This window comes from Bradyrhizobium sp. RT6a (assembly GCF_040547675.1).
Classification (GTDB): Bacteria; Pseudomonadota; Alphaproteobacteria; order Rhizobiales; family Xanthobacteraceae; genus Bradyrhizobium.
Genome location: NZ_JBEPQC010000002.1, coordinates 1,603,891 through 1,629,491, shown reverse-complemented (window position 1 = coordinate 1,629,491; position 25,601 = coordinate 1,603,891). Strand labels below are relative to the sequence as shown.

Below are 25,601 nucleotides of genomic sequence, written 5' to 3'. Positions count from 1 at the left end.
GGCTTTCTAACAGCGCCATGATCGAGAAAAATTACCAGCCCGCCGATATCGAAGCCCGCATGTCCGTCGTGTGGGAGGATAGCCTTGCCTTCAAGGCCGGCCGCCCCGACCGCCGCGACGCAGTGCCCTTTACCATCGTGATCCCGCCGCCGAACGTGACGGGCTCGCTGCACATGGGCCACGCCCTCAACAACACGCTCCAGGACATCCTGTGCCGCTTCGAGCGCATGCGCGGCCGCGACGTGCTGTGGCAGCCCGGCACCGACCATGCCGGCATCGCCACCCAGATGGTGGTGGAGCGGCAGCTGATGGAGCGCCAGCAGCCCAGCCGTCGCGAGATGGGCCGCGAGAAGTTTCTGGAGCGGGTCTGGCAGTGGAAGGCCGAGAGCGGCGACACCATCATCAACCAGCTCAAGCGGCTCGGCGCCTCCTGCGACTGGTCGCGCGAACGCTTCACCATGGACGAGGGCCTGTCCAAGGCCGTGGTCAAGGTGTTCGTCGAGCTGCACCGCGACGGCCTGATCTATAAGGACAAGCGGCTGGTGAACTGGGACACCAAGCTGCTCACCGCGATCTCCGATCTCGAAGTGCAACAGACCGAGGTCAAGGGTAGCCTCTGGTACTTGCGCTATCCGATCGAGGGCACGACGTTCAGCCCCGAGGATCCCTCGAGCTTCATCGTCGTTGCCACCACGCGCCCGGAGACCATGCTCGGCGATACCGGCGTCGCCGTGCATCCCGAAGACGAGCGCTATCAGAAGCTGGTCGGCAAGAACGTGATCCTGCCGCTGGTCGGCCGCAAGATCCGGATCGTCGCCGACGACTATTCCGATCCGGAGAAGGGCTCGGGCGCGGTGAAGGTGACACCGGCGCACGACTTCAACGACTTCGAAGTCGGCAATCGCCACGGCCTCGCCCGGATCAGCGTCATCGACAAGGAAGGTTGTCTCGATCTCCTCGACAACGAGGATTATCTGCGAGACCTGCCGGAAGGTGCCGCGCAGTTCGCCGAGGAGTTCAACAAGCTCGATCGCTTTGCAGCGCGCAAGCGCATCGTCGAGCGGCTGGAATCGTTCGGCTTCGTCGAGCGGATCGAGCCCCACACCCACATGGTGCCGCATGGCGACCGCTCCGGCACGGTGATCGAGCCCTATCTGACCGACCAGTGGTATGTCGACGCCAAGACGCTGGCGAAGCCCGCGATGGCCGCCGTGCGTTCGGGCGAAACCACCTTCGTGCCGAAGAACTGGGAAAAGACTTACTTCGAGTGGATGGAGAACATCCAGCCCTGGTGCATCTCGCGCCAGCTCTGGTGGGGTCACCAGATCCCGGCCTGGTACGGTCCCGACGGCAAGGTGTTCGTCGCCGAGACCGAGGAGGAGGCCGTCAGCCACGCCCTCGGCTATTACGTCGAGCAGGAAGTCATCACGGTCGAGCAAGGCCGCGAGATGGCGCTCGACCGCAACAAGCGTGATGGCTTCATCACGCGCGACGAAGACGTGCTCGACACCTGGTTCTCCTCGGCGCTGTGGCCCTTCTCGACCCTCGGCTGGCCCGCAGACGCGCCGGAAGTGCAGCGTTACTACCCGACCAATGCGCTGGTGACCGGCTTCGACATCATCTTCTTCTGGGTCGCCCGCATGATGATGATGGGCCTCCACTTCATGAAGGAGGTGCCATTCTCGACCATCTACATCCATGCCCTCGTCCGTGACGAGAAGGGCGCCAAGATGTCGAAGTCGAAGGGCAACGTCATCGATCCGCTCAGCCTGATCGACCAATATGGCGCCGACGCGCTGCGCTTCACGCTGGCGGCGATGGCCGCACAGGGACGCGACATCAAGCTCGCCACCAGCCGTGTCGAGGGCTATCGCAATTTCGCGACCAAGCTCTGGAATGCGTCGCGCTTCGCGGAGATGAACCACTGCGCCGTGCCCGAGGGTTTCGAGCCGGCCAAGGTCAAGGAGACGCTGAACCGCTGGATCGCGCATGAGAGCGCGCACACCACGCGCGAGGTGACCGAGGCGATCGACGCCTATCGCTTCAACGACGCCGCCGGCAGCATCTATCGCTTCGTCTGGAACGTCTATTGCGATTGGTATCTCGAGCTCGCAAAACCCGTGCTGCTCGGTCCCGACAGTCCTGCCAAGGCCGAGACCCGCGCCATGGTGGCATGGGCGCGCGACGAGATCCTGAAACTGCTGCACCCCTTCATGCCCTTCATCACCGAGGAGCTGTGGGAGGTGACGGCCAAGCGCGACGGTTTGCTCGCGCTGGCACCGTGGCCGCTGAAGCCGGCCGGGCCGACGCCGGAGCAGCTTGCGATGCTCGCGGCGACGGCGGGGCCGACCGACGCGCTCGTCTCGCCGGTTTGGGTGCTGCCGATCTTCGACCATGCCGACTTCAACGATCCCGCGGCCGAGGCCGAGATCGGCTGGGTGATCGACCTCGTCACGCAGATCCGTTCGGTGCGCGCCGAGATGAACATCCCGCCGGCGACCCTCACGGCGCTGGTGCTCGCAGGGGCCTCGGCCGAGACGAAGGAGCGCGCGCCGCGCTGGAGCGACGTCATCAAGCGCATGGCCCGGCTGTCGGACATCGCCTTCGCCGACCGTGCGCCCGACGGCGCGGTCCAGCTCCTGGTGCGCGGCGAGGTGGCTGCGCTGCCGCTGAAGGGCGTGATCGACGTCGCCGCCGAGCGCACGCGTCTCGACAAGGAGATCGGCAAGGCCGACGCCGACATCAAGCGCGCCGAGTCCAAGCTGGCAAACGAGAAATTCGTGGCCAACGCCGCCGAGGAGGTCGTCGAGGAGGAGCGCGAGAAGCGCGAGGCCGCGCTCGCCCGCAAAGCCAAGCTGCTCGAGGCGCTGGAGCGGCTCAAGCAGGCGTCGTAAGCTTATTTCGGAAACGGCTTGCTGAGGAATTTCGAGCCCCTGACGCCATAGCGCCAGGGCAGCTCGACGGCTTTGGTGATGCCGATCCGGATTCCGGCCACGACCTCCAAATCCTCCGTCCGCGCATGCAGCGCGATCGGCGGACGGTCCAGCGGCAAGGCATTGTGCACGATGGTGATGCCGAGCGCTTCGGTCAGCTTGCCCGGGCCCGAGCACAACGCGTGCAAATCCTGGAGATGGCGCCGCCGACGCATCGCGGCGATGCCGTGGGTCGGCTCCAGCGCGCGGATCAGCACGGCGCTGGCCGAGCCTTCCTCCTCGCAGACGAAGTTCACGCACCAGTGGATGCCGTAGGAGCGGTAGACATAGGCAAAGCCGGGCGGGCCGAACATCACCTGGTTCCGCGGCGTCGGGCCTCGATAGGAGTGCGCCGCCGGCTCGGTATGATGATAGGCCTCGACTTCGACAATGAGGCCGCCGACGCCATCGACCAGCATGGTCGCACCGATCAGGTCGGGCGCGACCTCGTGGACGCTGCGTGCGAAAAAGGCACGCTTCAGGGCTTTGCCGAGCCGGGGGGTAGAGGTCTTCGAGACTGGAGCCATTCGAGGTGAGAATCGCCAGAGAACAGAGCAGGATATTGCCCATATCTGCCATGTTCCCTGAAGCGGGGCGAGCCGGGTTGCGATGCCCGGCCAGACCGACTAGGTAGGACTTGGTCAGACCGGACACCCCATGGTCGTTATTGTCGATACCATCTCGAACCCGCTGCGCCCACGTCACCCCGAAAAGGTGAATCGGCCCGATTCCGCTTCGCCGCCGAAGCCGGACTGGATCCGCGTACGCGCGCCCAACACCCGCGGCTATGCCGACACCCGCAACATCGTGCGCGCCAACGGCCTGCACACGGTGTGCGAGGAGGCGGGCTGCCCGAATATCGGCGAGTGCTGGGACAAGAAGCACGCGACCTTCATGATCATGGGCGACACCTGCACCCGCGCCTGTGCGTTCTGCAACGTCAAGACCGGCATGCCGAACGCGCTCGACGCGGCCGAGCCGCAGAACGTTGGTGAGGCCGTGGCCAAGCTCGGCCTTGCCCATGTCGTCATCACCTCCGTCGACCGCGACGATCTCGCCGACGGCGGCGCCGATCATTTCGCCCAGACCATCCGCGCGATCCGCGCCGCGTGCCCCTCGACCACGATCGAGATCCTGACACCGGATTTCTTGCGCAAGGAGGGGGCGCTGGAGGTCGTCGTCGCGGCGAAGCCCGACGTGTTCAACCACAATCTCGAGACCGTGCCGTCGTGCTATCTCACCGTGCGGCCGGGCGCGCGCTATTTCCATTCGATCCGGCTGCTGCAGCGGGTCAAGGAGCTCGATCCCACCATCTTCACCAAGTCCGGCATCATGGTCGGCCTCGGCGAGGAGCGCCACGAGGTGCAGCAGGTGATGGACGATCTGCGTTCGGCCGACGTCGATTTCCTGACCATCGGGCAATATCTCCAGCCGACCCGCAAGCATCACGCCGTGATGCGTTACGTGCCGCCGGACGAGTTTTCGTCCTACGAGAAGGTCGCCTACACCAAGGGCTTCCTGATGGTGTCGGCGAGCCCGCTCACCCGTTCGTCGCATCATGCCGGCGAGGATTTTGCGAAACTGAAGGCCGCGCGGGCAGCAAGCGCCCGCTGAATCGCCATGCCCAATTTTTCGAGCAAGCGCCGTGTCGATCACAGCGCGTCCGAGATGTTTGATCTGGTCGCCGACGTCGAGCGCTACCCGGAATTCGTGCCGCTGTGCAGCGCGCTGAAGGTCCGTCAGCGCATGGCGAAACCCGACGGCACCGAGGTGCTGGTCGCGGACATGACGGTGTCGTTCAAGCTGGTCAGGGAATCCTTCACCAGCCGCGTGACACTCGACCGCGCCAATTTGAAGATCCTGGTCGAATATCTGCAAGGTCCCTTCAGCAATCTGGAAAACCGTTGGACGTTCGAGCCCAAAGGCGAGAGCGTTTGCGATGTCGGCTTCTTCCTTGCCTACGAGTTCAAGAGCCGCATGCTGGCGCTCCTGATGGGCTCGATGTTCGACGCCGCGTTCGCGCGATTTTCCATCGCGTTCGAGAAGCGAGCGGACGCGATCTACGGACGGCGGAAGCTGGCGTCGTCGTAGTGGATTAAGAGCCCGTCTCAATCCACCGCCTTCACGACATCCGGTGGCTGCGAGGCATAGTACCCTGCGGCCTGCTCGATCTCCTGCGGCGTCATCGCACGCGCGATGTTGCGCATCTGCTGGCTGATGTCGTTACGGCGCTCACCGGTGGCGAAGGCCTGCAGTTGTGCCTTCATGTAGGCCTCGGACTGGCCTTCGAGCCACGGGCTGCCGGTCTTGTTGTCGAGGCTGCCGTGGCAGGCGCCGCAGGGCGCGATGCCGCGCATCGGTGCGCCGTAGATCACGATGTTTGGCTTGGGCAATTGCGGCGTCGGGTGATAGGCCGGCAGCCGCGGCAGGTAAGCGTAATAGTTCGAGAGATCTGCGATCTCCTGGTCCGTCAAATTGACGGCGAACGGCGACATCACTGCATTGGTGCGCGCGCCCGTGCGGAAATCGTGCAGCTCCTTGTAGATCACGGCGGCATATTGACCCGCGAGATTGGGTGAGTCCGCGCGGCTGACACCCGTCGGGCCATGACAGATCGCGCAGCGCTGCGCCAACGTGGCACCGCGGCCGATCGCCTCCTGGCTCGGGCGCGACAGCGTGTTCGACGTCAGCACGACTCCCGACAGGCGCTTGATCTGCTCCGGCGGAGTCACGCTTGCCGCGCGTTGCGGCACACCGGCCGCGCTGCAGATCGCGTCCCAGACATTGGCGAACTGAACCCAGGGCTGTGCGAAAGGCAGCACGATAAAGCCCGCAATCGCCGTCACGACGAAGAACGCGGCCGTGATGCCGACACTCGTCTTGAAATGACGATTGGTGAGGGTGAAGAGATCGCGCGCACTCATCACTGCGCTCCCACATAGACGGCGGGCACCGACGTGCCCTCGCTCAGCGCCAGATTCAGGATCGGATAGCCGTAATTGGTGAGGGTCAGCGCGATCATCAGCGCCACCCACAGCGCGTGGGTGTTGAGCGCGACCGGGACCGTTGTGGGCTGGTGCACGGCCAGCGCAAAGCGATAGGGGCCGGCGTCGACCAGCGGCGCACGCATGCCGCGGGCCAGGATAACGATGAACATGATGCCCGACGCCAGCAGGATGAAGCCGCCAATTGCCGAGAGGGTGACCGAGAGTGCCTGCGGAGCGATCGCGGGATCGCCGAAGTCGAAATAGGCCATGCGGCGCGGCATCCCGAGAATGCCGACCCAATGCCAGGGAAAGGTCGTGACGATCATGCCGATGAACCACAGCCAGAGCTGGGTGCGGATCAGGCGGAGATCGATCAGCTCGCGCCCGGTCAGATGCGGCCACAGATCATATGCGATTGCAAAATACATGATCACGATGGCGCCGCCGAAAATCAGGTGGAAATGGCCGGTGATCCACTGCGTGTTGTGGATCGACGCATCGAGCTGATAGCTCATATTGATGAGGCCGCCGGCGCCGCCGAAGCCGAGCATGACGAAGGAAAAGGCGAGGGCCAGCATCATCAGGTTGTCCCAGGGCAGGGCCCTGATCCAGCCGAACATGCCGCGGCCGCCGCGCAGGCGCGCCGCGATCTCGACGGAGGCGCAGATCGTGAACACGGTCAGCAGCGTAGGCAGCGCGACCAGCGCGGTGAAGGCCGAATGAATGAACTTGAAGCCGGCGCCGACCTGCGGATCGGCGAAGGTGTGGTGCATGCCGATCGGCATCGCGACCACCAGGAACAGGATGAAGGAGATCCGCGCCATGCTGTCGGAATAGATGCGACCACCGATCGCGCGCGGCACGATTGTGTAATAGGCGATGTAGGTCGGCATCAGCCAGAAATAGACGATGGCGTGCAGCGTCCAGGAGAAGAACACGCGCGCAAGGCCGGCGTCGATGGTGGCCTTCAGCCCGGCCGCGACCGGAATGATCTGGAGCAGCAGCTCGAGCGCGGCGCCGACCGCGGTCCAGGCCCACAGATACGAGCCCGCGACATTGGCGAACATCGCCAGCGGCACCGGCGCGCCGGGATGGGCCCTGCGCCAGACGCGCAGATTGACCGACATCAGCGCGACCCAGATCCAGGAGCCGACCACGACCAGCACGACGCCGAGATAGTAGAAGACGTTGCCGATCAGCGGCGGATAGAAGGTGTAGAGCACCGAGGCGCGGCCGAGCCCGACCGGGACCATTGCCATGATCGCGCCGACCACAATCAGCCAGAATCCCGCCCAGGCCCAGCGCACACCGACCAGCCGCTGCTGCAGCGCAGACTCGCTGATGACGTAGCCGAAGCCCATCGCGACCAGGGTCGGGAAGACGTAGCCCATCACCGTGCCGTGCGCGGTCAGCGAGCGGTAATAGAGCTCGGGATTGGACAGCCAGGTGCCGATCGGGCTGCGGATGAACATTTGCCAGGCGCCGAGCGTGAGCGCGATGCCGAACACGGCGAAGGCCAGCCAGAAATGGGCGAGGATGAGCTTTCTATTGACCAACACAGCTCAGCCTCCCGCCACCCTTAGCGCGGTTCGCGAAGTCCGCCTTGTCGATCACCTTGACCTTGCCCCACATGCCCTCGTGGCCGAAGGAGCAAAACTCCTGGCAGGGCATCAGATAGTCGCCGCTCTTGGTAAAGCGCATGAGCTGCTCGGAGATGTAGCCCGGCACCAGCATGGTGTTGACGTTGGTGCCCTGGATCAGGATGCCGTGGACGACGTCGGCGCTGGTGGCGCGCAGCGTGATCGGCGTGTCGACGGGCACCACGATGCAGGCCGGCGTGAAGGAATATTGCTGGCCGATCGCGCGCACGGTCACATTGCCATTGGTTTCCAGCACGCTGCCGAGATTGCTTTCGACAAATTCGCCGGTCAAATGCAGCCGCGAGGGATCGGTGGTCTCGACGCGCGGTTGCGGCATGGTCGCGCGATGGATGCCGGCGAATGCCGCCAGCAACGCCATCATCACGACGATGATCACCGCGATGCTAGCCCAGCGCCGCTCGACGCGGGCTGCGACCTCGGCGCTGGCGCTGCCGTTGCTGTGAGATCCCTCGACGCTCATTGCAGCGACCCGCGCGGCAGGAACACGAACAGATAGAAGGCGAACCACATCGCGACCACGCAGGCCGTAGCGATGCCGGCGACCACGATCGCGCCTGATGGGCCCTGCGCCACGACCTCCTCGATCGCCTGGTCGGCGGCGGCTGGGCTGGTCGGCGGATCGGAATTGAACATGGGGCCCTCAGTTCAGCGGTGCCGAGCGCAGCTCGTTGGCCTCGCGCGCCGAGACCGTCGTGCCGCGATTGCCCCAGGCGGTGCGGATGTAGGAGACGACGGCGGCGACCTCGTTGTCGGAGAGGAGGCCGGCGAAGGGCGGCATGCCGTAGGGCATCGGGTTGCCCTTGGTGCCAGGCGGATAGCCGCCATTGAGCACCATGCGGATCGGGTTGACCGCCGACTGCATCTCGATCGACTGGTTGTTGGCAAGCGGCGGCCAGTGCGGCGGCTTGCCCTCGCCCTGGGTGCCATGACAGCTCGCGCAATTCTTGTCGTAGACGGTCTTGCCGAGGCTGATCAGAAGGCTGCTCTCGCTGGTCGGCAGCGCCGAGCTCGCGGCCGGCGGAGGCGAGGGCTCCGCGATACCCTTGAGGTAGACCGCCATCGCCCTGGTGTCTTCGTCGTTGAGATATTGCAGGCTGTTGTGCACGACCTCGGCCATCGGGCCGTAAACCACGCCGCGCATGGAGACGCCGGTCTGGAGCAGATCCGTGATGTCCTTGATGCTCCAATCGCCGAGCCCGGCCTCACGGTTTGACGTCAGCGAGGGCGCGTACCAGTTCTGCATCGGGATCAGGCCGCCTTTGAAGGCGTCCGATTGCGAGGTGCCGCCGAGCGCGTTGATCGGCGAATGGCACATGCCGCAATGGCCGAGGCCCTCGACCAGATAGGCGCCGCGATTCCATTCCGCAGATTTCTTCGGATCAGGCTTGAACTCGCCCTCGCTGAAGAACAGCGTGCGCCAGCCGAGGATGAGCTGGCGGTTATCGTAAGGGAAACGCAATTCGTGCGGCTTGTTCTTCTGGTTCACCGGCGCAACCGAGCGCAGATAGGCGAAGATCGCGTCGCTGTCGGCGCGCGTGACCTTGGTGTAGGACGCAAACGGCATCGCCGGGTAGATCAGCCCGCCATCGGGAAAGCGGCCGCTGTGCATGGTCTTGTAGAAGTCGTCGGCACTCCACTTGCCGATGCCGGTCTCCGGATCTGGCGTGATGTTGGAGGTGTACAGCGTGCCAAACGGGGTCGGCATGGCACGGCCGCCGGCAAACAGACGTCCTTCCGGTGCGGTATGACAGGCGGTGCAATCGCCGGCCCGGGCCAGATATTCGCCGCGTGCGACGATGTCGCCTGTCTTGTCCTTGTCCTGCGCTGCTGCTGCCGTGATGAACGCGGCGATGGCGAGCAACTTGATGGACAGGAGCTTGATCGACAATTTGAAGCCCATCATCCGCCTCGTCAGTTCGGCTGGCTACCGCAGCCGAATGGCAGCGCGTAGGTGCCTTTCGGCACGGGGGCTGGGTTGGCGGGGGCAGGCTGCGTCGCAAGCCAGGCTGCGACGGCGGTGACATCCGCCTCGGTCAGGTGACCGGCCACGAGCTGCATGCAATCAGGCGATTTCGCGGTGCGGGTGCCATAACGCCAGCCGCCGAGCTGGGCGCTGATGTAGTTGGCGCGCAAGCCGAGCAGGCCGGGGATGCCCGGCTGCATCCCCGTCAGTCCCGGGCCATGGCAGCTGACGCAGGCCGGAATGTTGCGGCCGGCATCGCCGCTGGTGGCAAGCAGTTCACCGTGCGCCAGGACGTCCTTGCTGACGTCGCTCGGCGCGGGCTGTGGCAGCGGCGGGTGCTCGCTGGCAAAATATTCCGCCATCGCCTCCAGGTAGGGATCGGGCAGGAACTCCAGCAGATAGTTCATCGGCGGGTATTTGCGCCGGCCGCTGCGGAAAGCGAGGAGCTGGTTGTAGAGATAACCGGCCGGCTTGCCTGCGAGACGCGGAAAATAGACGTCGTTGGTGCCTTCGCCCTTGTTGCCGTGACAGGGCGTGCAGGCCTCCACCCGCGCCGCCATCGTATCCGGGGGCTGGTTGGCGGGTTGCGCGGCCGCACCATCAAAGGCGCTCAGGACGGCAATGGCGATTGCCGGAGCAGTGAAGCGAGCGAACACGCCGTCGCCCTCCAGAAAACAGGACCGGGTTGATTCCCGGCCGCAACGTAGAGCATCATTATTGCGCCAATAATTTTCCCACGCCAAGTTCAGACAGAAGCCAGACGTTTGGCCGCGGTTGATATCTGCGATCCCGATCGGATTCGACAAAATTTGCGTGCTTTTTGAAAACTGGACATAACGCTGCGGCCTCGCGACAGTTCCTGCCCGAGTCTGCGTGTGCGTGTCGCCCTCCTCGTCAGAGGGCGCAGGGAAGACCGGGTGCCGGCTGGCACCCACGGTCCACTGTGCGAAGGTTGCACTACAAGAGGCTGCACAGCGGCATACAGGTGAAGCCCAACACACGGCCTTCCCTGCGCAGTGGTTTGACGGCTTATGCCGAGCTCTCCCCGGGGAGCGATGCACTATTGCCCCCGTCGCCTTGCGGATGGCTGATGCGCCTGCCCGGTCGGGCAGCGACATCACCACAAGACTTGACGCACAGACCCCGGGCGTCAGGACGACACGGTTTTGCCGTACGCGAGCCACACCGGTCGTATGCGCGACGCCTTCGCTCACGGTTTCCCGCCCTGCGAAGCCCTTCGCGTCGATGCTGCCCGCGTCCACCGCAGCTCACCCCACGTTTCGTGACGATCGCGATACGCCCCTCTGACGGGGTGAGGTGGCGACAAGATGCGATAAATCAGAATTTCTGTAAAGGCGAATATTTTCGCACGAGCGGATTGACCTGTCGTTTGGGTGTTTTGCCCGACAGGCAACGCAAAGTCTTGTAGCCGCGGAACGAATCCCGGATTGCGCTTCGCTCCATCCGGGCTACGGGACTCGCGGCGGCATGATGAGGGCTTGGTGATCCTGCGCGGGATATCGTAGAAGCGATCCGAACAGGAGAGTCTAAACAGGAGACTTCGGCGTGATGGTGGGCGACACGAACGTTCGGGCTGGCCAGTGCCATTGCGGCACCGTGCGTTTCGAGGCCACGCTCAGCGACGGCTTCAATTCGATCCGCCGCTGCACCTGCTCCTACTGCCGCATGCGCGGCGCCGTCGTCGTCATGGCGGAGATGGGCGGCATCAAGTTCCTCCAGGGCGAGGATGTGCTCACAAGCTACCGCTTCCATACCGGATCAGCGCAGCACTTCTTCTGCTCCCGCTGCGGAATCTACACGCACCATCAGCGACGATCCGACCAATCTCTCTATGCCGTCAACGTCGCCTGCCTGGACGGGGTGAGCCCATTCGATTTCACCGAGGTGCCGGTCATGGATGGCATCAATCACACCAACGACACTGGTCAGCCGACGCGGCGGGCCGGCACGCTCCGCTTCATTCCGGCTGACTGAAGGCGGGGTTGCCTGGCTCAGCCGCGCGGCGACCGCGGAGTCCTGCGCTTTACGGCGTGCCGGCGCGGCGAGCGTGTTACGCGGGGGCGCAGGCGGGTTACGGCGGCTTCACGGCGCGGCTTGGCCTGGACTGGGCCGCGGGCGAGATCCATCAGCATGCGCAGCGCCTCGACCACGGAGCGCTGACGCACGGCGGTGCGGCCGATGGCGCCAAAACGATGCTCGCGGTGAACGATGCGTCCGTCGCGCGCGGCGGCGGCGAAGTGGACGAGGCCCACCGGCTTGCCCGGCGTGGCGCCGCCGGGGCCGGCAATGCCGGTGATGGCGACCGCAAGATCGACGCCGGCACGCTCCAGCGCGCCGACCGCCATCGCGGTCGCGGTCTCCTTGCTCACGGCGCCGAAGTTGGTGAGCGTGCTTGCCTCGACCCCTAACATCGCGCGCTTGGCGTCGTTGGAATAGGTGACGAAGCCGCGATCGATGACGTCGGACGAGCCGGGGATGTCGGTCAGCGCGCCGGCAACCAGGCCGCCGGTGCAGGATTCGGCGGTCGCGATCGTCAGCTTGCGCATCCGGCACAAATCGAGCAGCGAGCGGGAGAGTGCGCGTGCGTCGCTGCCGGCCATGGCCTAGACACTCCAGGGCAGGCGGATGGTGGCGCTCGCGGTGGCCGCGATGCCTTCCTCGCGGCCGGTGAACCCGAGCCGCTCGCTGGTGGTCGCCTTGACCGCTACGCGGGAGATGTCGACGCCGGAAATCTCGGCGATGCGCGCGCGCATGGTGTCGCGCAAGGGACCGATCTTCGGCCGCTCGCAGATCATGGTGACCTCGAGATTGGCGATGCGGCCGCCGCGCTGGGTGACGCGCTCGATGGCGTATTGCAAAAACTGGTCGGAGGAGGCGCCCTTCCACTTCGCGTCGCTCGGCGGAAAGTGCGAGCCGATATCGCCATCGGCGAGCGCACCGAGGATGGCGTCGACCAGCGCATGCAGGCCGACATCGCCGTCGGAATGAGCCAGGAAGCCCTTGGTGTGCGGCACGCGCACGCCGCAGATCATGAGATGGTCGCCTTGGCCGAAGGCGTGCACGTCGTATCCCGTGCCGGTCCTGATGTCGCCGAGCAGGCTCGCCAGCCGCGCTTCCTCGCGCACGAAATCCTCGGGAGTGGTGAGCTTCATGTTGGCAACATCGCCTTCAAAGGTTGCAACCGTCAATCCCGCCCATTCGGCAATCGCGGCATCATCGGTGAAATCGCTGCGCCCGTCCTTGGCCGCGCGACGATGCGCTTCGAGGATGACGTCGAAACGAAAGGATTGCGGCGTCTGCGCAATTCGCAACCGCACCCGATCCGGCGTGTCCTCGACATTGCCGTTCTCGCCGGTGACCTTGATGGTGTCGGTGACGGGAACAACGGGGATCGCAGCGCCGGTGCGGCTGGCCGCATCGATCGCGCGGGTGATCACGCCTTCGGAAACGAAGGGGCGCGCGGCGTCGTGGATCAGGACGATGTCGGGCTTGTGCCTGGCGAGCGCTTCGAGACCGGCGAGCACCGAGGCCTGTCGGGTCGCGCCGCCATTGACCGGCGCCTCGTGGCTGAGCCCTGCGACCGCTGCCGTGAACATGGCGCTGTCGTCGGGGTTCACGACCGGCTGAACCGCGAACACGTCCGCATGACGGCTGAAGGCTTCCATGGCGCGATAGATCACCGGCACGCCGCCGATCTCGCGATATTGCTTGGGACCACCGGCGCCTGCGCGCAGGCCGCGTCCGGCCGCGACGAGGACGACTGCGGTGCGCTGTGATTTCGCCATAGGACTCAAATACTCATTTGATGATGAAGAGAGTCGGGGGGTGGGTGATTGCCGCATGCCTCTAGCACGGCAGGCCCGCAAAAAAAGGGGGTTTCCCCGGATTGTGGGAAACAGCATTTTGCTGCACTGCACTTGAAAGATTGGCAGAACTGTCTAAACTGTAGGCATGACGCTTGACTGCACAAGAATTGTGCGCAAGATAGGTCATGGCAGGCGCGATGAGGCGCTGCCAACGTAACGAGACCCCTGTGACCGGCTCGGCAGTATCAGGCTTTAAGCCATTGAAGATAGGCGATATTGACGTCGCCACCCCGGTCTTCCTGGCGCCGATGTCGGGGGTGACTGACTCACCCGTCCGCCGGCTGGCCGCGGAGTTGGGCGCCGGTCTCGTCGTGTCCGAAATGACGGCCAGCGACGAACTCGCCACCGGCCATCGGATGTCCCGGTTGCGCTGCGAAGCCACGGGGATCGGTCCGCACGTGGTCCAGCTCGCCGGTTGCGAGACGCATTGGATGGCGGAGGGCGCCCGGATCGCCGAAGCCGAAGGCGCCGACATCATCGACATCAACATGGGCTGTCCGGCCCGTCACGTCACCGGCGGCCAGTCCGGTTCCGCCTTGATGCGCGACCTCGACCACGCCGTCAGCTTGATCGAAGCGACGATCGCGGCGGTGAAGGTGCCGGTGACGCTGAAGATGCGGCTTGGCTGGGACGATCGTACCCGCAACGCGCCGGAACTGGCGCGGCGCGCGCAGGCATCAGGCATCAAGCTCGTCACCGTGCACGGCCGCACCCGCTGCCAGTTCTACAAGGGCGAGGCCGATTGGGATGCGATCCGCGCCGTGCGCGAGGCCATCACCATTCCGCTCGTCGTCAATGGCGACATCACGACTTACGAGAAGGCGCTCGCGGCGTTGGAGGCCTCCGGCGCCGACGCGGTGATGATCGGCCGCGGCGCGCAGGGACAGCCCTGGCTGCCCGGTGAGATCGGCCGGCGCCTGAAGGGCGGGGCGGCGGAAGCCACGCCGTCGCTCGAGACGCAGCTGCATTATGTTCGCACGCTTTATGAAGGCGTCTGCGCGCTCTACGGCCTGCGCGTCGGACTGCGGCACGCGCGAAAACATCTGGGCTGGGCCCTCGACGTCGCCGCCGATGTGAGCCGTGCGCCGGCCGAGAAGCTGAAATCCTGGCGCCAGAAAATCCTCACCTCGGAGGATCCGCGCCTTGTCCACCGGTCACTGCAAGATGCCTTCGACGACTTCGCATGGAGCGCCGCTGCATGAGCTCAGTTGCTGAACATCGTCGGCCGTTTCCGTCCGACAGCGATGCCATCCTGGACGCACTGCCCAATCCCATGCTCATGATCGGGCCGGACGGCAAGATCGTCGCCGCCAACATCGCAACCGAGGCCTTCTTCGATATCTCGACGCAGTTTTTGAAGCGGCAGTCGCTGAAAGAGCTGGTGCCGTTCGGCAGCCCGTTGCTGGCGCTGATCGACCAGGTGCGTTCGTCGAACGCGCCGGTCAACGAGTACAAGGTCGATCTGGGCACGCCACGCATGGGCGGAGACCGCCAGGTCGATCTGCACGTTGCCCCCGTCACGGAACGGCCCGGCCATATCGTGGTGATGCTGCAAGAGCGCTCCATCGCCGACAAGATGGACCGCCAGCTCACCCATCGCAGCGCCGCGCGCTCCGTGATCGCGCTCGCCGCGATGCTGGCGCATGAGATCAAGAACCCGCTCTCCGGCATCCGCGGCGCGGCGCAGCTCCTGGAGCAGCAGGCCTCCTCGGAAGACCGCATGCTGACGCGGCTGATCTGCGACGAGGCCGACCGCATCGTGACGCTGGTCGACCGCATGGAGGTGTTCGGCGACGAGCGCCCCGTGGTGCGCGGCCCCGTCAACATCCATTCGGTGCTCGATCACGTCAAACGGCTGGCGCAGTCCGGCTTTGCCCGCAACATCCGCTTCGTCGAGGACTACGATCCCTCGCTGCCGCCGGTGCTGGCGAACCAGGACCAGCTCATCCAGGTGTTCCTCAATCTCGTGAAGAACGCCGCCGAAGCGCTGATCGACGTTCCCGACGGCGAAATCCAGCTCACCACCGCGTTCCGCCCCGGCGTGCGCCTGTCAGTCCCCGGTCAAAAATCCCGTGTATCCCTGCCGCTCGAATTCTGCGTGAAGGACAACGGACCAGGCGTGCCGGACGATCTTCTACCCAACCTGTTCGATCCCTTCGTCACCACCAAGCAGACCGGCTCGGGTCTGGGCCTCGCGTTGGTCGCAAAGATCATCGGGGATCACGGGGGCATCATCGAATGCGAATCTCAGCCGCGGAAGACCACCTTCCGCGTGCTGATGCCGATGTATTCCACATCGGTGAAACATGCCGATCAAAGCAGTCGCGACGGCTCTGCCGGGAAGTCGTCGTCTGCGTCACAGGGGGCAAAATGAGGATTAACGATGCCCGCAGGTAGCATTCTCGTTGCTGATGACGACACCGCCATCCGCACGGTTCTGAACCAGGCACTATCCCGCGCCGGCTACGAAGTGCGGCTGACCGGCAATGCCGCGACGCTGTGGCGCTGGGTCAGCCAGGGGGAGGGCGATCTCGTCATCACCGACGTGGTGATGCCCGACGAGAACGCGTTCGACCTGTTGCCGCGGATCAAGAAGATGCGGCCGAATTTGCCCGTCATCGTCATGAGCGCGCAAAACACCTTCATGACGGCGATCCGCGCCTCCGAGCGCGGCGCCTATGAATATCTGCCGAAGCCCTTCGACCTGAAGGAGCTGATCGCCATCGTCGGCCGCGCGTTGGCCGAGCCGAAGGAGCGGGTCTCGACGCCGAACGAGGACGCCGAGATGGAGGCGATCCCGCTGGTCGGCCGCTCGCCGGCGATGCAGGAAATCTATCGCGTGCTGGCGCGGTTGATGCAGACCGACCTCACCGTGATGATCACGGGCGAGTCCGGTACAGGCAAGGAGCTGGTGGCGCGCGCGTTGCACGACTACGGCAAGCGCCGCAACGGCCCGTTCGTCGCGGTCAACATGGCGGCGATCCCGCGCGACCTGATCGAGTCGGAACTGTTCGGCCATGAGCGCGGCGCCTTTACCGGCGCCAACACCCGCGCCTCCGGCCGGTTCGAGCAGGCCGAGGGCGGCACGCTGTTCCTGGACGAGATCGGCGACATGCCGATGGAGGCCCAGACCCGCCTGCTGCGCGTGCTTCAGCAGGGCGAATACACCACGGTCGGCGGCCGCACCCCGATCAAGACCGACGTGCGCATCGTCGCGGCCTCCAACAAGGATCTGCGCGTCCTGATCCAGCAGGGCCTGTTCCGCGAAGATCTGTTCTTCCGCCTCAACGTGGTGCCGCTGCGGCTGCCGCCCTTGCGCGAGCGCATCGAGGATCTGCCCGATCTGATCCGTCATTTCTTCGCGCTCGCCGAGAAGGACGGACTGCCGCCGAAAAAGCTCGACACGCTGGCGCTGGAGCGGATGAAGCAGCACCGCTGGCCGGGCAACGTGCGCGAGCTCGAGAACCTCGCCCGCCGCCTCGCGGCGCTCTATCCGCAGGACGTGATCACCGGCTCCGTCATCGACGGCGAGCTGGCGCCACCCACGGTCAGCCCGGGTGCCGCAGTCCAGCATGGCGTCGACAATCTCGGCGGCGCCGTGGAAGCGTATCTCTCCTCGCACTTCCAGGGCTTCCCGAACGGCGTGCCGCCGCCGGGCCTCTATCACCGCATCCTGAAGGAGATCGAGGTGCCGCTGCTCACGGCCGCGCTTGCCGCCACCCGCGGCAACCAGATCCGCGCGGCCGATCTGCTCGGCCTCAACCGCAACACGCTGCGGAAGAAGATCCGGGATCTCGATATCCAGGTGTATCGGAGCGGGGGCTAGCCTTCGCCGCAACGGACGGTGGCTCAGCTCCCCCTACCAAGCGGAGCTGAGCCTGTCCGGATCGCGCTGGCCGTTGTGGCTGACGCGGTGAGCAGAAGTCCCGATCGGACCGAAATGTTCCGCTGGAACATTCAAATGGTGATTTCAGCCGCGGGAAGCAGCCTCCCAATCATCTGATAAATCGGCCTGCTACCTGAATCGCGCTGGCGACGTTCGCATTGGGCTCCTGCACCCCGACACCATTGACCAGCAGGTCCGCTGCCACGATCAGCAGCAGCACGGCCGACACCATCATTGCGAGAAAGAATTTGTGCATGGTGGTCAAGCCGCCGGGGCCGAAATCCGTTCCCGTCCTCCGGCATATCGCTGTGGATGCGCGGGTCGGTCGCGGCGGGGGCGCCGCGGAATTGTCGCAATTCGGCAACAATGTGGTACGAATACATCAGTACCCGCCCGCCGCGGACCCCGTTTTCAGCACCCATTGCCGGAATGATCAGCGCAGACACCTCGGCCGCATCCTTTGACACGGCCCCAGCGGAAGAGCCCCGGCGTTGGTCGGCGCGACGCTGGCTGGCGCCGTTCGCCGTGGCCCTGGCCCTGCTGTCGGCCTTGCTCACCTTCCTGGTCCTGACCGGCCTCACCAGCATCGAACTGACGCCGCAAGTTGTCCGTTCGTTCTATCTGAGCAACGCAGCCACCATCCTGCTGCTGGTCGGCATCATCATCCGCGAGCTCTGGCAGTTGATCCTGGCGCGCCGGCGGGGCAGGGCGGCGGCGCGCCTCCATGTCCAGATCGTCAGCCTGTTCTCGATCGTGGCGGTGCTGCCGGCGGTGCTGGTCGCCGTCGTCGCCAACGTCACCATCGAGCGCGGCCTCGACCGCCTGTTCTCCGGCCCGACCAAGGAGGTGATCCAGAATTCGCTGACGATTGCGCGGGCCTACATGCAGGACCACGCGCAGCTGATCCGGGGCGACATTCTCGGCATGGCCAACGACATCGCCCACGCGCGGCCGCTCTACGACCAGGATCGCCGCTCTTTTCGCGAATTGCTGACGTCCAGCGCCGCCTCCCGCAACCTGCCGGGCGCGATGATCATCGACAAGAACACCAACATTCTCGAATCCGCCGACACCGGCATGCGGCTGGCCTATTCGCCGCCGGCGCCGGACTTCCTCAGCAACGTCAACGAAGCCGAGCCCGAGATCGCGGTGCTGCCCGATGCGAGCTTCGTCGCCGCGGTGGTCCGCTTGCGCGCCTTCAGCGACACCTTCCTGTATGTCGCGCGGCCGCTCGATCCCAACGTGGTCCAGCAGCTCAAGCAGACCGAGGTCAGCGTCGCCGAATATGCCCAGATCGAGTCGCGCCGGCTCGGCATCCAGGTCGCGTTCGCGCTAATGTTCGCGGTGATCGCGCTGACCATCCTGATGGCGTCGGTACTGATCGGCCTCAACTTCGCCAACTCGCTGGTCTCGCCGATCCGGCGGCTAATGAATGCGGCCCAGACGGTCTCGACCGGCGATCTCCATGTGAAAGTGCCGGTGCACCAGTCGGAAGGCGACCTCGCCCAGCTGGGTGAAACCTTCAACAAGATGACGGAGGAGTTGCGCAGCCAGCGTGACGAGCTCGTCAACGCCAGCGACCTCATCGACAGCCGCCGCCGCTTCATCGAGGCGGTGCTGTCGTCCGCGAGCGCCGGCATCATCGGCGTGGATAATTCAGGCAGCGTCGGCATTCTCAACCGTTCCGCCGAAAAGCTGATCGGGCACTCCGAAGCCGAGACGCTCGGCCATCCGCTCTCCGATGTGCTGCCCGAGCTCGAAGAGATGATGAAGACAGCGCGGGAAGGGACCCAGCGCCTGGTGCAGGGGCAGATCACGATCACGCGTGACGGGCAGGAACGCAATCTGTCGGTCCGCGTCAGCGCCGAGAAGACCAGCCAGCCGCACGACAGCTACATCATCACGCTCGACGACATCACCGAACTGGTCTCGGCGCAACGCACCTCGGCCTGGGGCGACGTCGCGCGCCGCATCGCGCATGAGATCAAGAACCCGCTGACCCCGATCCAGCTCTCCGCCGAGCGTATTCGCCGCAAATTCGGCAAGGACATTACCGAGGGCAAGGACAAGCAGATCTTCGAACAGTGCACCGACACCATCGTCCGCCAGGTCGACGATATCCGCCGCATGGTCGACGAGTTCTCCCGCTTTGCGCGGATGCCGAAGCCGGTGATGGAAGGTGAGGACGTCGCCGACACAGTGCGGCAGGCGGTGTTCCTGATGAAGGTCGCTCACCCCGAGATCGATATCGAGGCCGAGTTCAGGGAAGACCCGCTGCGCGCCCAGTTCGACCGGCGGCTGATCTCGCAGGCCGTCACCAACATCGTCAAGAACGCCACCGAGGCGATCGAGCAGGTCCCCCTCGAGGAGCTCGGCAAGGGCCGGATCGACGTCGTGGTCTCGCGCGAGGGCGAGGACGTGCTGATCGACGTCGTCGACAACGGCATCGGCCTGCCCAAGGTGGCGCGCTCGCGCCTTCTCGAGCCCTATGTGACGACACGCGCCAAGGGCACCGGCCTTGGGCTCGCGATCGTCGGTCGCGTGCTGGAAGACCATGGCGGGCGCATCGAACTGAAGGATGCCTCGGACTTCCGCGAGGGCCAGCGTGGCGCCTGGATGCGGATGCGTTTTGCGATCTCCGGCGCTCCCGCGAAAAGCGAGGGGGCCGAACCGGCAGCCGCGGCAACGGCCAAGCCGGAAATCGGTGAAACGGCCACGCAATCCGTCAAGGATCCGGAAACAAAACAGGCGGCCGCCGAAACCAAAGAGCCGGCTGAAAAGACCAATGATTCAACGAAGATCGAAGCCTCAACAGGCAGCTGAGAAAACAGGCGCGACCCATGGCAAGTGAAATTCTGATTGTCGATGATGAGGCCGATATTCGGGATCTCGTTGCGGGCATCCTCGAAGACGAGGGCTTCGTGACCCGGACCGCGCGCGACAGCGATACGGCGCTCGCTGAGATCGCCAACCGCAGGCCGCATCTGGTGTTCCTCGACATCTGGCTGCAGGGCTCCAAGCTCGACGGCTTGCAGCTCTTGGAGCAGGTCAAGAAGGACAACCCCGATCTCCCGGTCGTGATGATCTCCGGCCACGGCAACATCGAGACCGCGGTCGCCGCGATCAAGCGTGGCGCCTACGACTTCATCGAGAAGCCGTTCAAGACCGACCGGCTGATCCTGGTCGCGAACCGTGCACTGGAGAACTCGCGGCTCAAGCGCGAGGTCAAGGAGCTGAAGCAGCTCGCGCCGAGCGCAAGCTCGCTGGTCGGCCGCTCCCCCAGCATGAACCAGCTGCGCCAGACCATCGAGCGTGCGGCCAAGGCCAACAGCCGCATCCTGATCGTCGGCCCCGCCGGCGCCGGCAAGGAACTGACCGCGCGCACGCTGCACACGGCCTCGGGCCGCGCCGACGGCCCCTTCGTCGTCATCAACGCCGCTGCGATCACGCCCGAGCGGATGGAGCACGAGCTGTTCGGCATCGAGCAGTCCAACGGCGAGCACGCGCGCAAGCCCGGCGCGCTCGAAGAGGCCCATGGTGGCACGCTGTTCATCGACGAAATCGCGGACATGCCGCGCGAGACCCAGAACAAGATCTTGCGCGTGCTGGTCGAGCAGTCGTTCCAGCGCGTCGGCGGCAACGGCAAGGTGCAGGTCGACGTCCGCATCATCTCGTCCACCGCGCGCAACCTCGAAGAGGAGATCGCGGCCGGTCATTTCCGCGAGGACCTCTATCACCGGCTCTCGGTGGTCCCGATCCGCGTGCCCGCATTGTCGGAGCGGCGTGAGGACATTCCGGAATTGATCGACTATTTCATGGAGCAGATCTCCGCGGGCAGCGGCCTGCCCAAGCGGCAGATCGGCCAGGACGCGATGGCGGTGCTGCAGTCGCATGTTTGGCCGGGCAATGTGCGCCAGCTCCGCAACAACGTTGAGAGAGTCATGATTCTGGCCGCGGGCGGGCCTGAAGTCATCATCACGGCCGACATGCTGCCGCAGGACGTCGGCTCCATGGTGCCGGCGATGCCGACCAGCAACAATGGCGAGCACATCATGGGCCTGCCGCTGCGCGAAGCGCGCGAAGTGTTCGAGCGCGACTATTTGATTGCACAGATCAGCCGTTTCTCAGGAAATATTTCTCGCACGGCCGAGTTTGTTGGCATGGAACGCTCGGCACTGCACCGGAAGTTGAAGGCGCTCGGCGTCGGCTAACGCTGCGACGTCGTTGGAATAGGCGAGGAAAATCATCGATTTCCGTAGTTTTTCGGGGCAATACGGCGTGGGCTGCCGCGTGAAGCGGCTTGCCTAATAAGCCTACCTGTCCTCTAATTGAACCGCTGTTCCTCCGAGGGGGATCTCATGAGGGACGGCAACCGGACGAGGACCCCCAATTTTCAAAAGAGGGCCGCAACCGGCGCAATAAAAAGAAACTCAAAGCGAGAAAAAAACAATGGCGGCAGACCGCGCACAAAACCTGCAGGACACCTTCCTTAATCACGTTCGCAAAACCAAAACGCCACTGACGATCTTTCTGGTCAACGGAGTGAAGCTCCAGGGCATCGTGACCTGGTTCGACAATTTCTGTTTGCTGCTTCGGCGCGACGGTCACTCGCAGCTCGTCTACAAGCATGCGATCTCGACCATCATGCCGGGCGCTCCGATCCAGTTGTTCGAAGGCGGCGAGGACCAGCCGGCTTGAGAGTGATCTGATTGGAACCCCGGAATTTCGACGGGGATGCCGACCGTCCGCGGTCGGCAGGGGATAAGCAGACGGGGCGGGTGCTTGTCATCGGTCCCTATTTGCGAGTGCGCGCAGGCAATGCCGACGCGCAATCGGAAGCTCATGTCCTGCGTGACGCGGAAGCCCGGCTCGACGAAGCTGCCGGCCTCGCGCGCGCGATCGATCTCGTCGTTGCCGATGCCATCATCGCGCCGATCAACCAGATCCGCCCTGCGACCTATATCGGCAAGGGCAAGGTCGAGGAGATCGCTGCGCTCGCCAAGAGCCTCGACGTCGAGCTCGTGGTGATGGATTGCGCGCTTGCGCCGATCCAGCAGCGCAATCTTGAGAAGGAGCTGCAGGCAAAGGTGCTCGACCGCACCGGGCTCATTTTGGAAATCTTCGGCCGCCGCGCCAAGACCAAGGAAGGCTCGCTCCAGGTCGAGCTCGCGCATCTCAACTATCAACGTTCGCGCCTGGTGCGCTCATGGACCCATCTCGAACGCCAGCGCGGCGGCTTTGGATTCATGGGCGGTCCCGGCGAGACCCAGATCGAAGCCGACCGCCGCCTGATCCAGGAGCGCATCTCCAAGCTCGAGGGCGAGCTGAAGAAGGTGCAGGCCACACGCCGCCTGCATCGCGCAGGCCGCCAGCGCGTGCCATACCGCGTCGTGGCGCTGGTCGGCTACACCAATGCCGGCAAATCGACGCTGTTCAACCGTCTAACCCGCGCCGACGTGCAGGCCGCCGATATGCTGTTCGCCACGCTGGATCCTACCCTGCGCGCGCTCACGCTGCCGCATGGCGGCAAGGCGATGCTGTCGGACACCGTTGGTTTCATCTCCAATTTGCCGACGCAGCTCGTCGCCGCCTTCCGCGCCACGCTGGAGGAGGTGCTGGAAGCCGACGTCATCCTGCATGTGCGCGATATCTCGCACGACGACGCCGAGGCGCAGCAGAGCGACGTTGACGCCGTGCTGCGCCAGCTCGGCATCAATCCCGATGATTCAGGCCGCATCATTGAGGTCTGGAACAAGATCGACCGTTATGGTCCCGAACAGCGCGAAGAGCTTTTGAACATCGCCGCGCGCAGGCCGGAGGATCATCCGGCGATGCTGGTGTCGGCCGTGTCGGGCGAGGGGGTCGACGCGCTGCTCGCCGCGATCGAGGAGCGCTTGGCCGCCAAACGCATCACGCTCGACCTCTCGATCGATGCCTCCGACGGCGCCGGCATCAGCTGGCTGCATCGGAATTCCGAGGTGCTGGCCAAAGAGCTGCACGACGGCCGCTTCGACATGACGGTGCGGGTGGACGAGACCAAGCGGGACATCGTGGTCAACCGCTTCGACGCGGTGCCGCATCCGATCTAGCCCGTCTGGCGGGTCAGTCGTAGTCCTCCACCCACAAGCACCCTCCGTTGGCAAGACCAATTACGAGGACACCGAGATCAATGGTGGCGTCAGTCGCGGGACTAAATTGGCAAAAGTCTGATGATCGGCAGTTTGTCAGAAATTGTACGGGTTCATCGAACAACGCCGCGAATTGTTGCCAGAGTTCGGCTGCACGCGAGGGTTTCATCTCTTCTCCGCCAAAGGTAAGCGATGTAGTCAACACGTAGGTTACGAGAGCCGCAGCTTCATCGCTCGTGACGGTAGTATAGATTTCAACATCGTCTGAAAGTCCGAAAGCCCGTGCGACTTCCAGTGGCGTGACCGGCCCTGGAATCACGCCGCATCTTGTCTTGCCAAAGGGCCGCTCGGTCGCGATCTGGCGACAAACTTCAGGCTCAGGCACAACCATAAGAAGTTTTCCTCAACCCGGAGCGACCGGCTTCTCGTCCGCCTTCGCCGCATCCCACAGCGCGTCCATCTCCTGTAGCGACGCCTGCTCCAGCGTCCGCCCCTGCGCCTCCAGCGCGCGTTCGATATAGGCAAAGCGCCGCTCGAACTTCGCATTCGTCGCGCGCAGCGCAGCTTCCGGATCGGCATCGACATGGCGGGCGAGGTTGACGAGCGCGAACATCAGGTCGCCGGTCTCCTCCGCCAATCCCTTGCTGTCGTTGCGATCAAGCGCGGCCTCGATCTCGTCGGCTTCCTCGCGGATTTTTGCCAGCACCGCGCGCGGATCGTTCCAGTCGAAGCCGACAGTGGAGGCCTTGCGCTGCAGCTCCATGGCGCGCGTCAGTGCGGGCTGGCCGGCCTTCACGCCTGACAGCAGCGACTTGTGGGACGGCGCTTCCTGCGGCGGCCGGCGCGCGGCGCGCTCGGCTTTCTCCTCCGCCTTGATGCGGTTCCAGACTTCCTTCACGTGGGAGGAGGCGAGGTTGCCCTCCTTGTCGGCGAAGACGTGGGGATGGCGCCGGATCATTTTTCGCGTGATGACCTCGACGACATCGCCAAACGCGAACGCGTTCTGCTCCGACGCCATCTGGGCGTGGAAGACGACCTGGAGCAGGAGGTCGCCGAGCTCCTCGCAGAGATCGTCGAGGTCGCCGCGGCTGATGGCCTCGACCACCTCATAGGCTTCCTCGATCGTATACGGCGCGATGGTCGCAAAATTCTGCTCGAGGTCCCAGGGGCAGCCGGTCACCGGCGTGCGCAGCGCCGCCATGATCTCGATCAGGCGGGAAATGTCGCGGGAAGGGGTCATTGCGGGGCAGTCTCCTGGCTCCCAAGCCTTATGCCAAAAGCGGGCCCTCGTTCCCAGCGCAGCGCGGCGGAACAAGGTGATTTCCACCGGTTGGCGGGCCAGATTGGCGAGCCGTGCGCGCAGTGCTAAAGCGCGGGCCATGAATGACGCATCTTCATCCGAAACCGCGCTGGTGCTGTTTTCCGGCGGCCAGGATTCCACCACCTGCCTCGCCTGGGCGCTGAACCGCTTTGCACGCGTGGAGACGCTGGGATTCGATTACGGCCAGCGCCACGCCATCGAGCTTGCCTGCCGCGACCGGCTGTTCGACGGCATCAAGGGCCTGCGCGTGGATTGGGCTTCCAGGCTTGGCGAGAGCCACACGCTGTCGATCCCGACGCTGGCGGCGGTGTCCGAGACGGCGCTGACGCGCGACGTCGCGATTGCGATGGGCGCTGACGGCCTGCCGAACACGTTCGTGCCCGGCCGCAACCTGGTGTTCTTGACATTCGCCGCGGCGCTGGCCTACCGGCGCGGCATCAGTCACATCGTCGGCGGCATGTGCGAGACCGACTATTCCGGCTACCCCGATTGCCGCGACGACACCATCCGCGCCATGCAGGCCGCGCTGTCGCTCGGCATGGCGCGCAAGTTCGAGCTGCATACCCCGCTGATGTGGATCGACAAAGCGGCGACGTGGAAGCTCGCTCACGACCTCGGCGGCGACGGGCTGGTCGATCTCATTCGCGAGCAGTCGCACACCTGCTATCTCGGCGAACGCGGCGCGCAACATGATTGGGGCTACGGCTGCGGCGAGTGCCCGGCGTGCAGCCTGCGGGCGAAGGGGTGGCGGGAGTATGTGGCGGGACGGTGACACGCCTCACTCCGCCGTCATTGC

Annotated in this window: 24 protein-coding genes; 12 read left to right on the top strand and 12 right to left on the bottom strand. The window is 64.8% G+C overall.

The window, feature by feature from the left end; genetic code table 11:
* Positions 1 to 17 precede the first annotated feature (17 nt).
* The gene (locus ABIC03_RS17825) at positions 18 to 2,894 is read left to right on the top strand and encodes a valine--tRNA ligase (RefSeq protein WP_354059571.1); all 2,877 of its coding nucleotides are present in this window, start codon (positions 18 to 20) and stop codon (positions 2,892 to 2,894) included.
* Between the two features lie 2 nt (positions 2,895 to 2,896).
* Here ABIC03_RS17825 and ABIC03_RS17820 read toward each other — a convergent pair whose 3' ends face one another.
* Positions 2,897 to 3,499, bottom strand: a complete 603-nt coding sequence (locus ABIC03_RS17820) for a DNA-3-methyladenine glycosylase (RefSeq protein ID WP_275172590.1) — start codon at positions 3,497 to 3,499, stop codon at positions 2,897 to 2,899.
* A gap of 130 nt (positions 3,500 to 3,629) precedes the next feature.
* Between ABIC03_RS17820 and lipA the strand changes: the two genes are divergently transcribed.
* Both lipA and ABIC03_RS17810 read left to right on the top strand, forming a co-directional pair.
* Positions 3,630 to 4,586 carry a lipoyl synthase gene (gene lipA / locus ABIC03_RS17815; RefSeq protein WP_354059568.1) on the top strand — a complete coding sequence of 319 codons (957 nt, stop codon included), beginning with the start codon at positions 3,630 to 3,632 and terminating at the stop codon, positions 4,584 to 4,586.
* Positions 4,587 to 4,592: 6 nt separating this feature from the next.
* Positions 4,593 to 5,063, top strand: coding sequence for a type II toxin-antitoxin system RatA family toxin (locus ABIC03_RS17810; protein ID WP_007591145.1), 471 nt, complete (start codon positions 4,593 to 4,595; stop codon positions 5,061 to 5,063).
* Positions 5,064 to 5,080: 17 nt separating this feature from the next.
* Here the strand turns inward: ABIC03_RS17810 and ABIC03_RS17805 are convergent, their stop codons facing one another.
* The 6 genes from ABIC03_RS17805 to ABIC03_RS17780 are packed head-to-tail and all read right to left on the bottom strand — an operon-like array spanning position 5,081 to position 10,239.
* A complete protein-coding gene (locus ABIC03_RS17805) occupies positions 5,081 to 5,896 on the bottom strand; it encodes a c-type cytochrome (protein ID WP_354059565.1) in 816 nt (271 codons plus the stop codon).
* The gene (locus ABIC03_RS17800) at positions 5,896 to 7,518 is read right to left on the bottom strand and encodes a b(o/a)3-type cytochrome-c oxidase subunit 1 (RefSeq protein WP_354059563.1); all 1,623 of its coding nucleotides are present in this window, start codon (positions 7,516 to 7,518) and stop codon (positions 5,896 to 5,898) included. The genes ABIC03_RS17805 and ABIC03_RS17800 overlap by 1 nt, the downstream gene beginning before the upstream one ends.
* The gene (locus tag ABIC03_RS17795; protein WP_354059561.1) at positions 7,505 to 8,080 is read right to left on the bottom strand and encodes a cupredoxin domain-containing protein; all 576 of its coding nucleotides are present in this window, start codon (positions 8,078 to 8,080) and stop codon (positions 7,505 to 7,507) included. The genes ABIC03_RS17800 and ABIC03_RS17795 overlap by 14 nt, the downstream gene beginning before the upstream one ends.
* Positions 8,077 to 8,253, bottom strand: a complete 177-nt coding sequence (locus ABIC03_RS17790; RefSeq protein WP_275172584.1) for a hypothetical protein — start codon at positions 8,251 to 8,253, stop codon at positions 8,077 to 8,079. Before ABIC03_RS17790 ends, ABIC03_RS17795 begins: the two co-directional genes overlap by 4 nt.
* A 7-nt stretch (positions 8,254 to 8,260) precedes the next feature.
* On the bottom strand, positions 8,261 to 9,523 hold the full coding sequence (locus tag ABIC03_RS17785; RefSeq protein WP_354059558.1) for a cytochrome c: 1,263 nt from the start codon (positions 9,521 to 9,523) through the stop codon (positions 8,261 to 8,263).
* 8 nt (positions 9,524 to 9,531) lie between these two features.
* Complete coding sequence (locus ABIC03_RS17780; protein ID WP_354059556.1) at positions 9,532 to 10,239, bottom strand: c-type cytochrome; 708 nt, start codon at positions 10,237 to 10,239, stop codon at positions 9,532 to 9,534.
* A gap of 913 nt (positions 10,240 to 11,152) precedes the next feature.
* On the opposite strand from ABIC03_RS17780, the gene ABIC03_RS17775 reads away from it, so the two are divergent.
* Positions 11,153 to 11,578 carry a GFA family protein gene (locus tag ABIC03_RS17775; protein ID WP_354059694.1) on the top strand — a complete coding sequence of 142 codons (426 nt, stop codon included), beginning with the start codon at positions 11,153 to 11,155 and terminating at the stop codon, positions 11,576 to 11,578.
* A 17-nt stretch (positions 11,579 to 11,595) separates the two neighbouring features.
* Here ABIC03_RS17775 and ABIC03_RS17770 read toward each other — a convergent pair whose 3' ends face one another.
* Positions 11,596 to 12,204, bottom strand: coding sequence for a CinA family protein (locus ABIC03_RS17770; protein ID WP_354059554.1), 609 nt, complete (start codon positions 12,202 to 12,204; stop codon positions 11,596 to 11,598).
* A gap of 3 nt (positions 12,205 to 12,207) precedes the next feature.
* Positions 12,208 to 13,389, bottom strand: a complete 1,182-nt coding sequence (locus tag ABIC03_RS17765) for a bifunctional 2-C-methyl-D-erythritol 4-phosphate cytidylyltransferase/2-C-methyl-D-erythritol 2,4-cyclodiphosphate synthase (protein ID WP_354059552.1) — start codon at positions 13,387 to 13,389, stop codon at positions 12,208 to 12,210.
* A gap of 281 nt (positions 13,390 to 13,670) precedes the next feature.
* Here ABIC03_RS17765 and dusB point away from each other — a divergent pair, with 281 nt between their 5' ends.
* Genes dusB through ntrC form a run of 3 tightly spaced genes read left to right on the top strand, consistent with a single transcriptional unit; the run spans position 13,671 to position 17,296 of the window.
* Complete coding sequence (gene dusB / locus ABIC03_RS17760; protein WP_354059550.1) at positions 13,671 to 14,672, top strand: tRNA dihydrouridine synthase DusB; 1,002 nt, start codon at positions 13,671 to 13,673, stop codon at positions 14,670 to 14,672.
* Complete coding sequence (locus tag ABIC03_RS17755; protein WP_354059548.1) at positions 14,669 to 15,844, top strand: two-component system sensor histidine kinase NtrB; 1,176 nt, start codon at positions 14,669 to 14,671, stop codon at positions 15,842 to 15,844. Before dusB ends, ABIC03_RS17755 begins: the two co-directional genes overlap by 4 nt.
* 9 nt (positions 15,845 to 15,853) lie before the next feature.
* Positions 15,854 to 17,296, top strand: a complete 1,443-nt coding sequence (gene ntrC, locus ABIC03_RS17750; protein ID WP_007610301.1) for a nitrogen regulation protein NR(I) — start codon at positions 15,854 to 15,856, stop codon at positions 17,294 to 17,296.
* A 169-nt stretch (positions 17,297 to 17,465) separates the two neighbouring features.
* Here the strand turns inward: ntrC and ABIC03_RS17745 are convergent, their stop codons facing one another.
* Positions 17,466 to 17,621, bottom strand: a complete 156-nt coding sequence (locus ABIC03_RS17745) for a hypothetical protein (protein ID WP_354059700.1) — start codon at positions 17,619 to 17,621, stop codon at positions 17,466 to 17,468.
* 164 nt (positions 17,622 to 17,785) lie between these two features.
* Here ABIC03_RS17745 and ABIC03_RS17740 point away from each other — a divergent pair, with 164 nt between their 5' ends.
* From ABIC03_RS17740 to hflX, 4 genes are all read left to right on the top strand, one after another.
* Positions 17,786 to 20,179, top strand: coding sequence for a sensor histidine kinase (locus ABIC03_RS17740; protein ID WP_354059546.1), 2,394 nt, complete (start codon positions 17,786 to 17,788; stop codon positions 20,177 to 20,179).
* A 17-nt stretch (positions 20,180 to 20,196) separates the two neighbouring features.
* Positions 20,197 to 21,567 carry a nitrogen assimilation response regulator NtrX gene (gene ntrX, locus ABIC03_RS17735; protein ID WP_007591127.1) on the top strand — a complete coding sequence of 457 codons (1,371 nt, stop codon included), beginning with the start codon at positions 20,197 to 20,199 and terminating at the stop codon, positions 21,565 to 21,567.
* A 238-nt stretch (positions 21,568 to 21,805) separates the two neighbouring features.
* Complete coding sequence (hfq, locus tag ABIC03_RS17730; protein WP_007591126.1) at positions 21,806 to 22,054, top strand: RNA chaperone Hfq; 249 nt, start codon at positions 21,806 to 21,808, stop codon at positions 22,052 to 22,054.
* 11 nt (positions 22,055 to 22,065) lie between these two features.
* Positions 22,066 to 23,445, top strand: coding sequence for a GTPase HflX (gene hflX, locus ABIC03_RS17725; RefSeq protein ID WP_354059543.1), 1,380 nt, complete (start codon positions 22,066 to 22,068; stop codon positions 23,443 to 23,445).
* A 13-nt stretch (positions 23,446 to 23,458) separates the two neighbouring features.
* Here hflX and ABIC03_RS17720 read toward each other — a convergent pair whose 3' ends face one another.
* Together ABIC03_RS17720 and mazG are read right to left on the bottom strand one after the other, a co-directional pair.
* Positions 23,459 to 23,875, bottom strand: a complete 417-nt coding sequence (locus ABIC03_RS17720) for a hypothetical protein (protein WP_354059541.1) — start codon at positions 23,873 to 23,875, stop codon at positions 23,459 to 23,461.
* 12 nt (positions 23,876 to 23,887) lie between these two features.
* A complete protein-coding gene (gene mazG / locus ABIC03_RS17715) occupies positions 23,888 to 24,724 on the bottom strand; it encodes a nucleoside triphosphate pyrophosphohydrolase (RefSeq protein ID WP_354059539.1) in 837 nt (278 codons plus the stop codon).
* Between the two features lie 139 nt (positions 24,725 to 24,863).
* On the opposite strand from mazG, the gene queC reads away from it, so the two are divergent.
* A complete protein-coding gene (queC, locus tag ABIC03_RS17710; RefSeq protein WP_275172574.1) occupies positions 24,864 to 25,577 on the top strand; it encodes a 7-cyano-7-deazaguanine synthase QueC in 714 nt (237 codons plus the stop codon).
* The last annotated feature ends 24 nt before the right edge of the window (positions 25,578 to 25,601 follow it).

Excerpts from the sequence above, each read along its gene's own strand:
- ABIC03_RS17825 (WP_354059571.1), top strand. The coding sequence starts at position 18 with ATGATCGAGAAAAATTACCAGCCCGCCGATATCGAAGCCCGCATGTCC.
- ABIC03_RS17820 (WP_275172590.1), bottom strand. The coding sequence starts at position 3,499 with ATGGCTCCAGTCTCGAAGACCTCTACCCCCCGGCTCGGCAAAGCCCTG.
- lipA (WP_354059568.1), top strand. The coding sequence starts at position 3,630 with ATGGTCGTTATTGTCGATACCATCTCGAACCCGCTGCGCCCACGTCAC.
- ABIC03_RS17810 (WP_007591145.1), top strand. The coding sequence starts at position 4,593 with ATGCCCAATTTTTCGAGCAAGCGCCGTGTCGATCACAGCGCGTCCGAG.
- ABIC03_RS17805 (WP_354059565.1), bottom strand. The coding sequence starts at position 5,896 with ATGAGTGCGCGCGATCTCTTCACCCTCACCAATCGTCATTTCAAGACG.
- ABIC03_RS17795 (WP_354059561.1), bottom strand. The coding sequence starts at position 8,080 with ATGAGCGTCGAGGGATCTCACAGCAACGGCAGCGCCAGCGCCGAGGTC.
- ABIC03_RS17790 (WP_275172584.1), bottom strand. The coding sequence starts at position 8,253 with ATGTTCAATTCCGATCCGCCGACCAGCCCAGCCGCCGCCGACCAGGCG.
- ABIC03_RS17785 (WP_354059558.1), bottom strand. The coding sequence starts at position 9,523 with ATGATGGGCTTCAAATTGTCGATCAAGCTCCTGTCCATCAAGTTGCTC.
- ABIC03_RS17775 (WP_354059694.1), top strand. The coding sequence starts at position 11,153 with ATGGTGGGCGACACGAACGTTCGGGCTGGCCAGTGCCATTGCGGCACC.
- ABIC03_RS17770 (WP_354059554.1), bottom strand. The coding sequence starts at position 12,204 with ATGGCCGGCAGCGACGCACGCGCACTCTCCCGCTCGCTGCTCGATTTG.
- ABIC03_RS17765 (WP_354059552.1), bottom strand. The coding sequence starts at position 13,389 with ATGGCGAAATCACAGCGCACCGCAGTCGTCCTCGTCGCGGCCGGACGC.
- ABIC03_RS17755 (WP_354059548.1), top strand. The coding sequence starts at position 14,669 with ATGAGCTCAGTTGCTGAACATCGTCGGCCGTTTCCGTCCGACAGCGAT.
- ntrC (WP_007610301.1), top strand. The coding sequence starts at position 15,854 with ATGCCCGCAGGTAGCATTCTCGTTGCTGATGACGACACCGCCATCCGC.
- ABIC03_RS17740 (WP_354059546.1), top strand. The coding sequence starts at position 17,786 with ATGATCAGCGCAGACACCTCGGCCGCATCCTTTGACACGGCCCCAGCG.
- ntrX (WP_007591127.1), top strand. The coding sequence starts at position 20,197 with ATGGCAAGTGAAATTCTGATTGTCGATGATGAGGCCGATATTCGGGAT.
- hfq (WP_007591126.1), top strand. The coding sequence starts at position 21,806 with ATGGCGGCAGACCGCGCACAAAACCTGCAGGACACCTTCCTTAATCAC.
- ABIC03_RS17720 (WP_354059541.1), bottom strand. The coding sequence starts at position 23,875 with ATGGTTGTGCCTGAGCCTGAAGTTTGTCGCCAGATCGCGACCGAGCGG.
- mazG (WP_354059539.1), bottom strand. The coding sequence starts at position 24,724 with ATGACCCCTTCCCGCGACATTTCCCGCCTGATCGAGATCATGGCGGCG.
- queC (WP_275172574.1), top strand. The coding sequence starts at position 24,864 with ATGAATGACGCATCTTCATCCGAAACCGCGCTGGTGCTGTTTTCCGGC.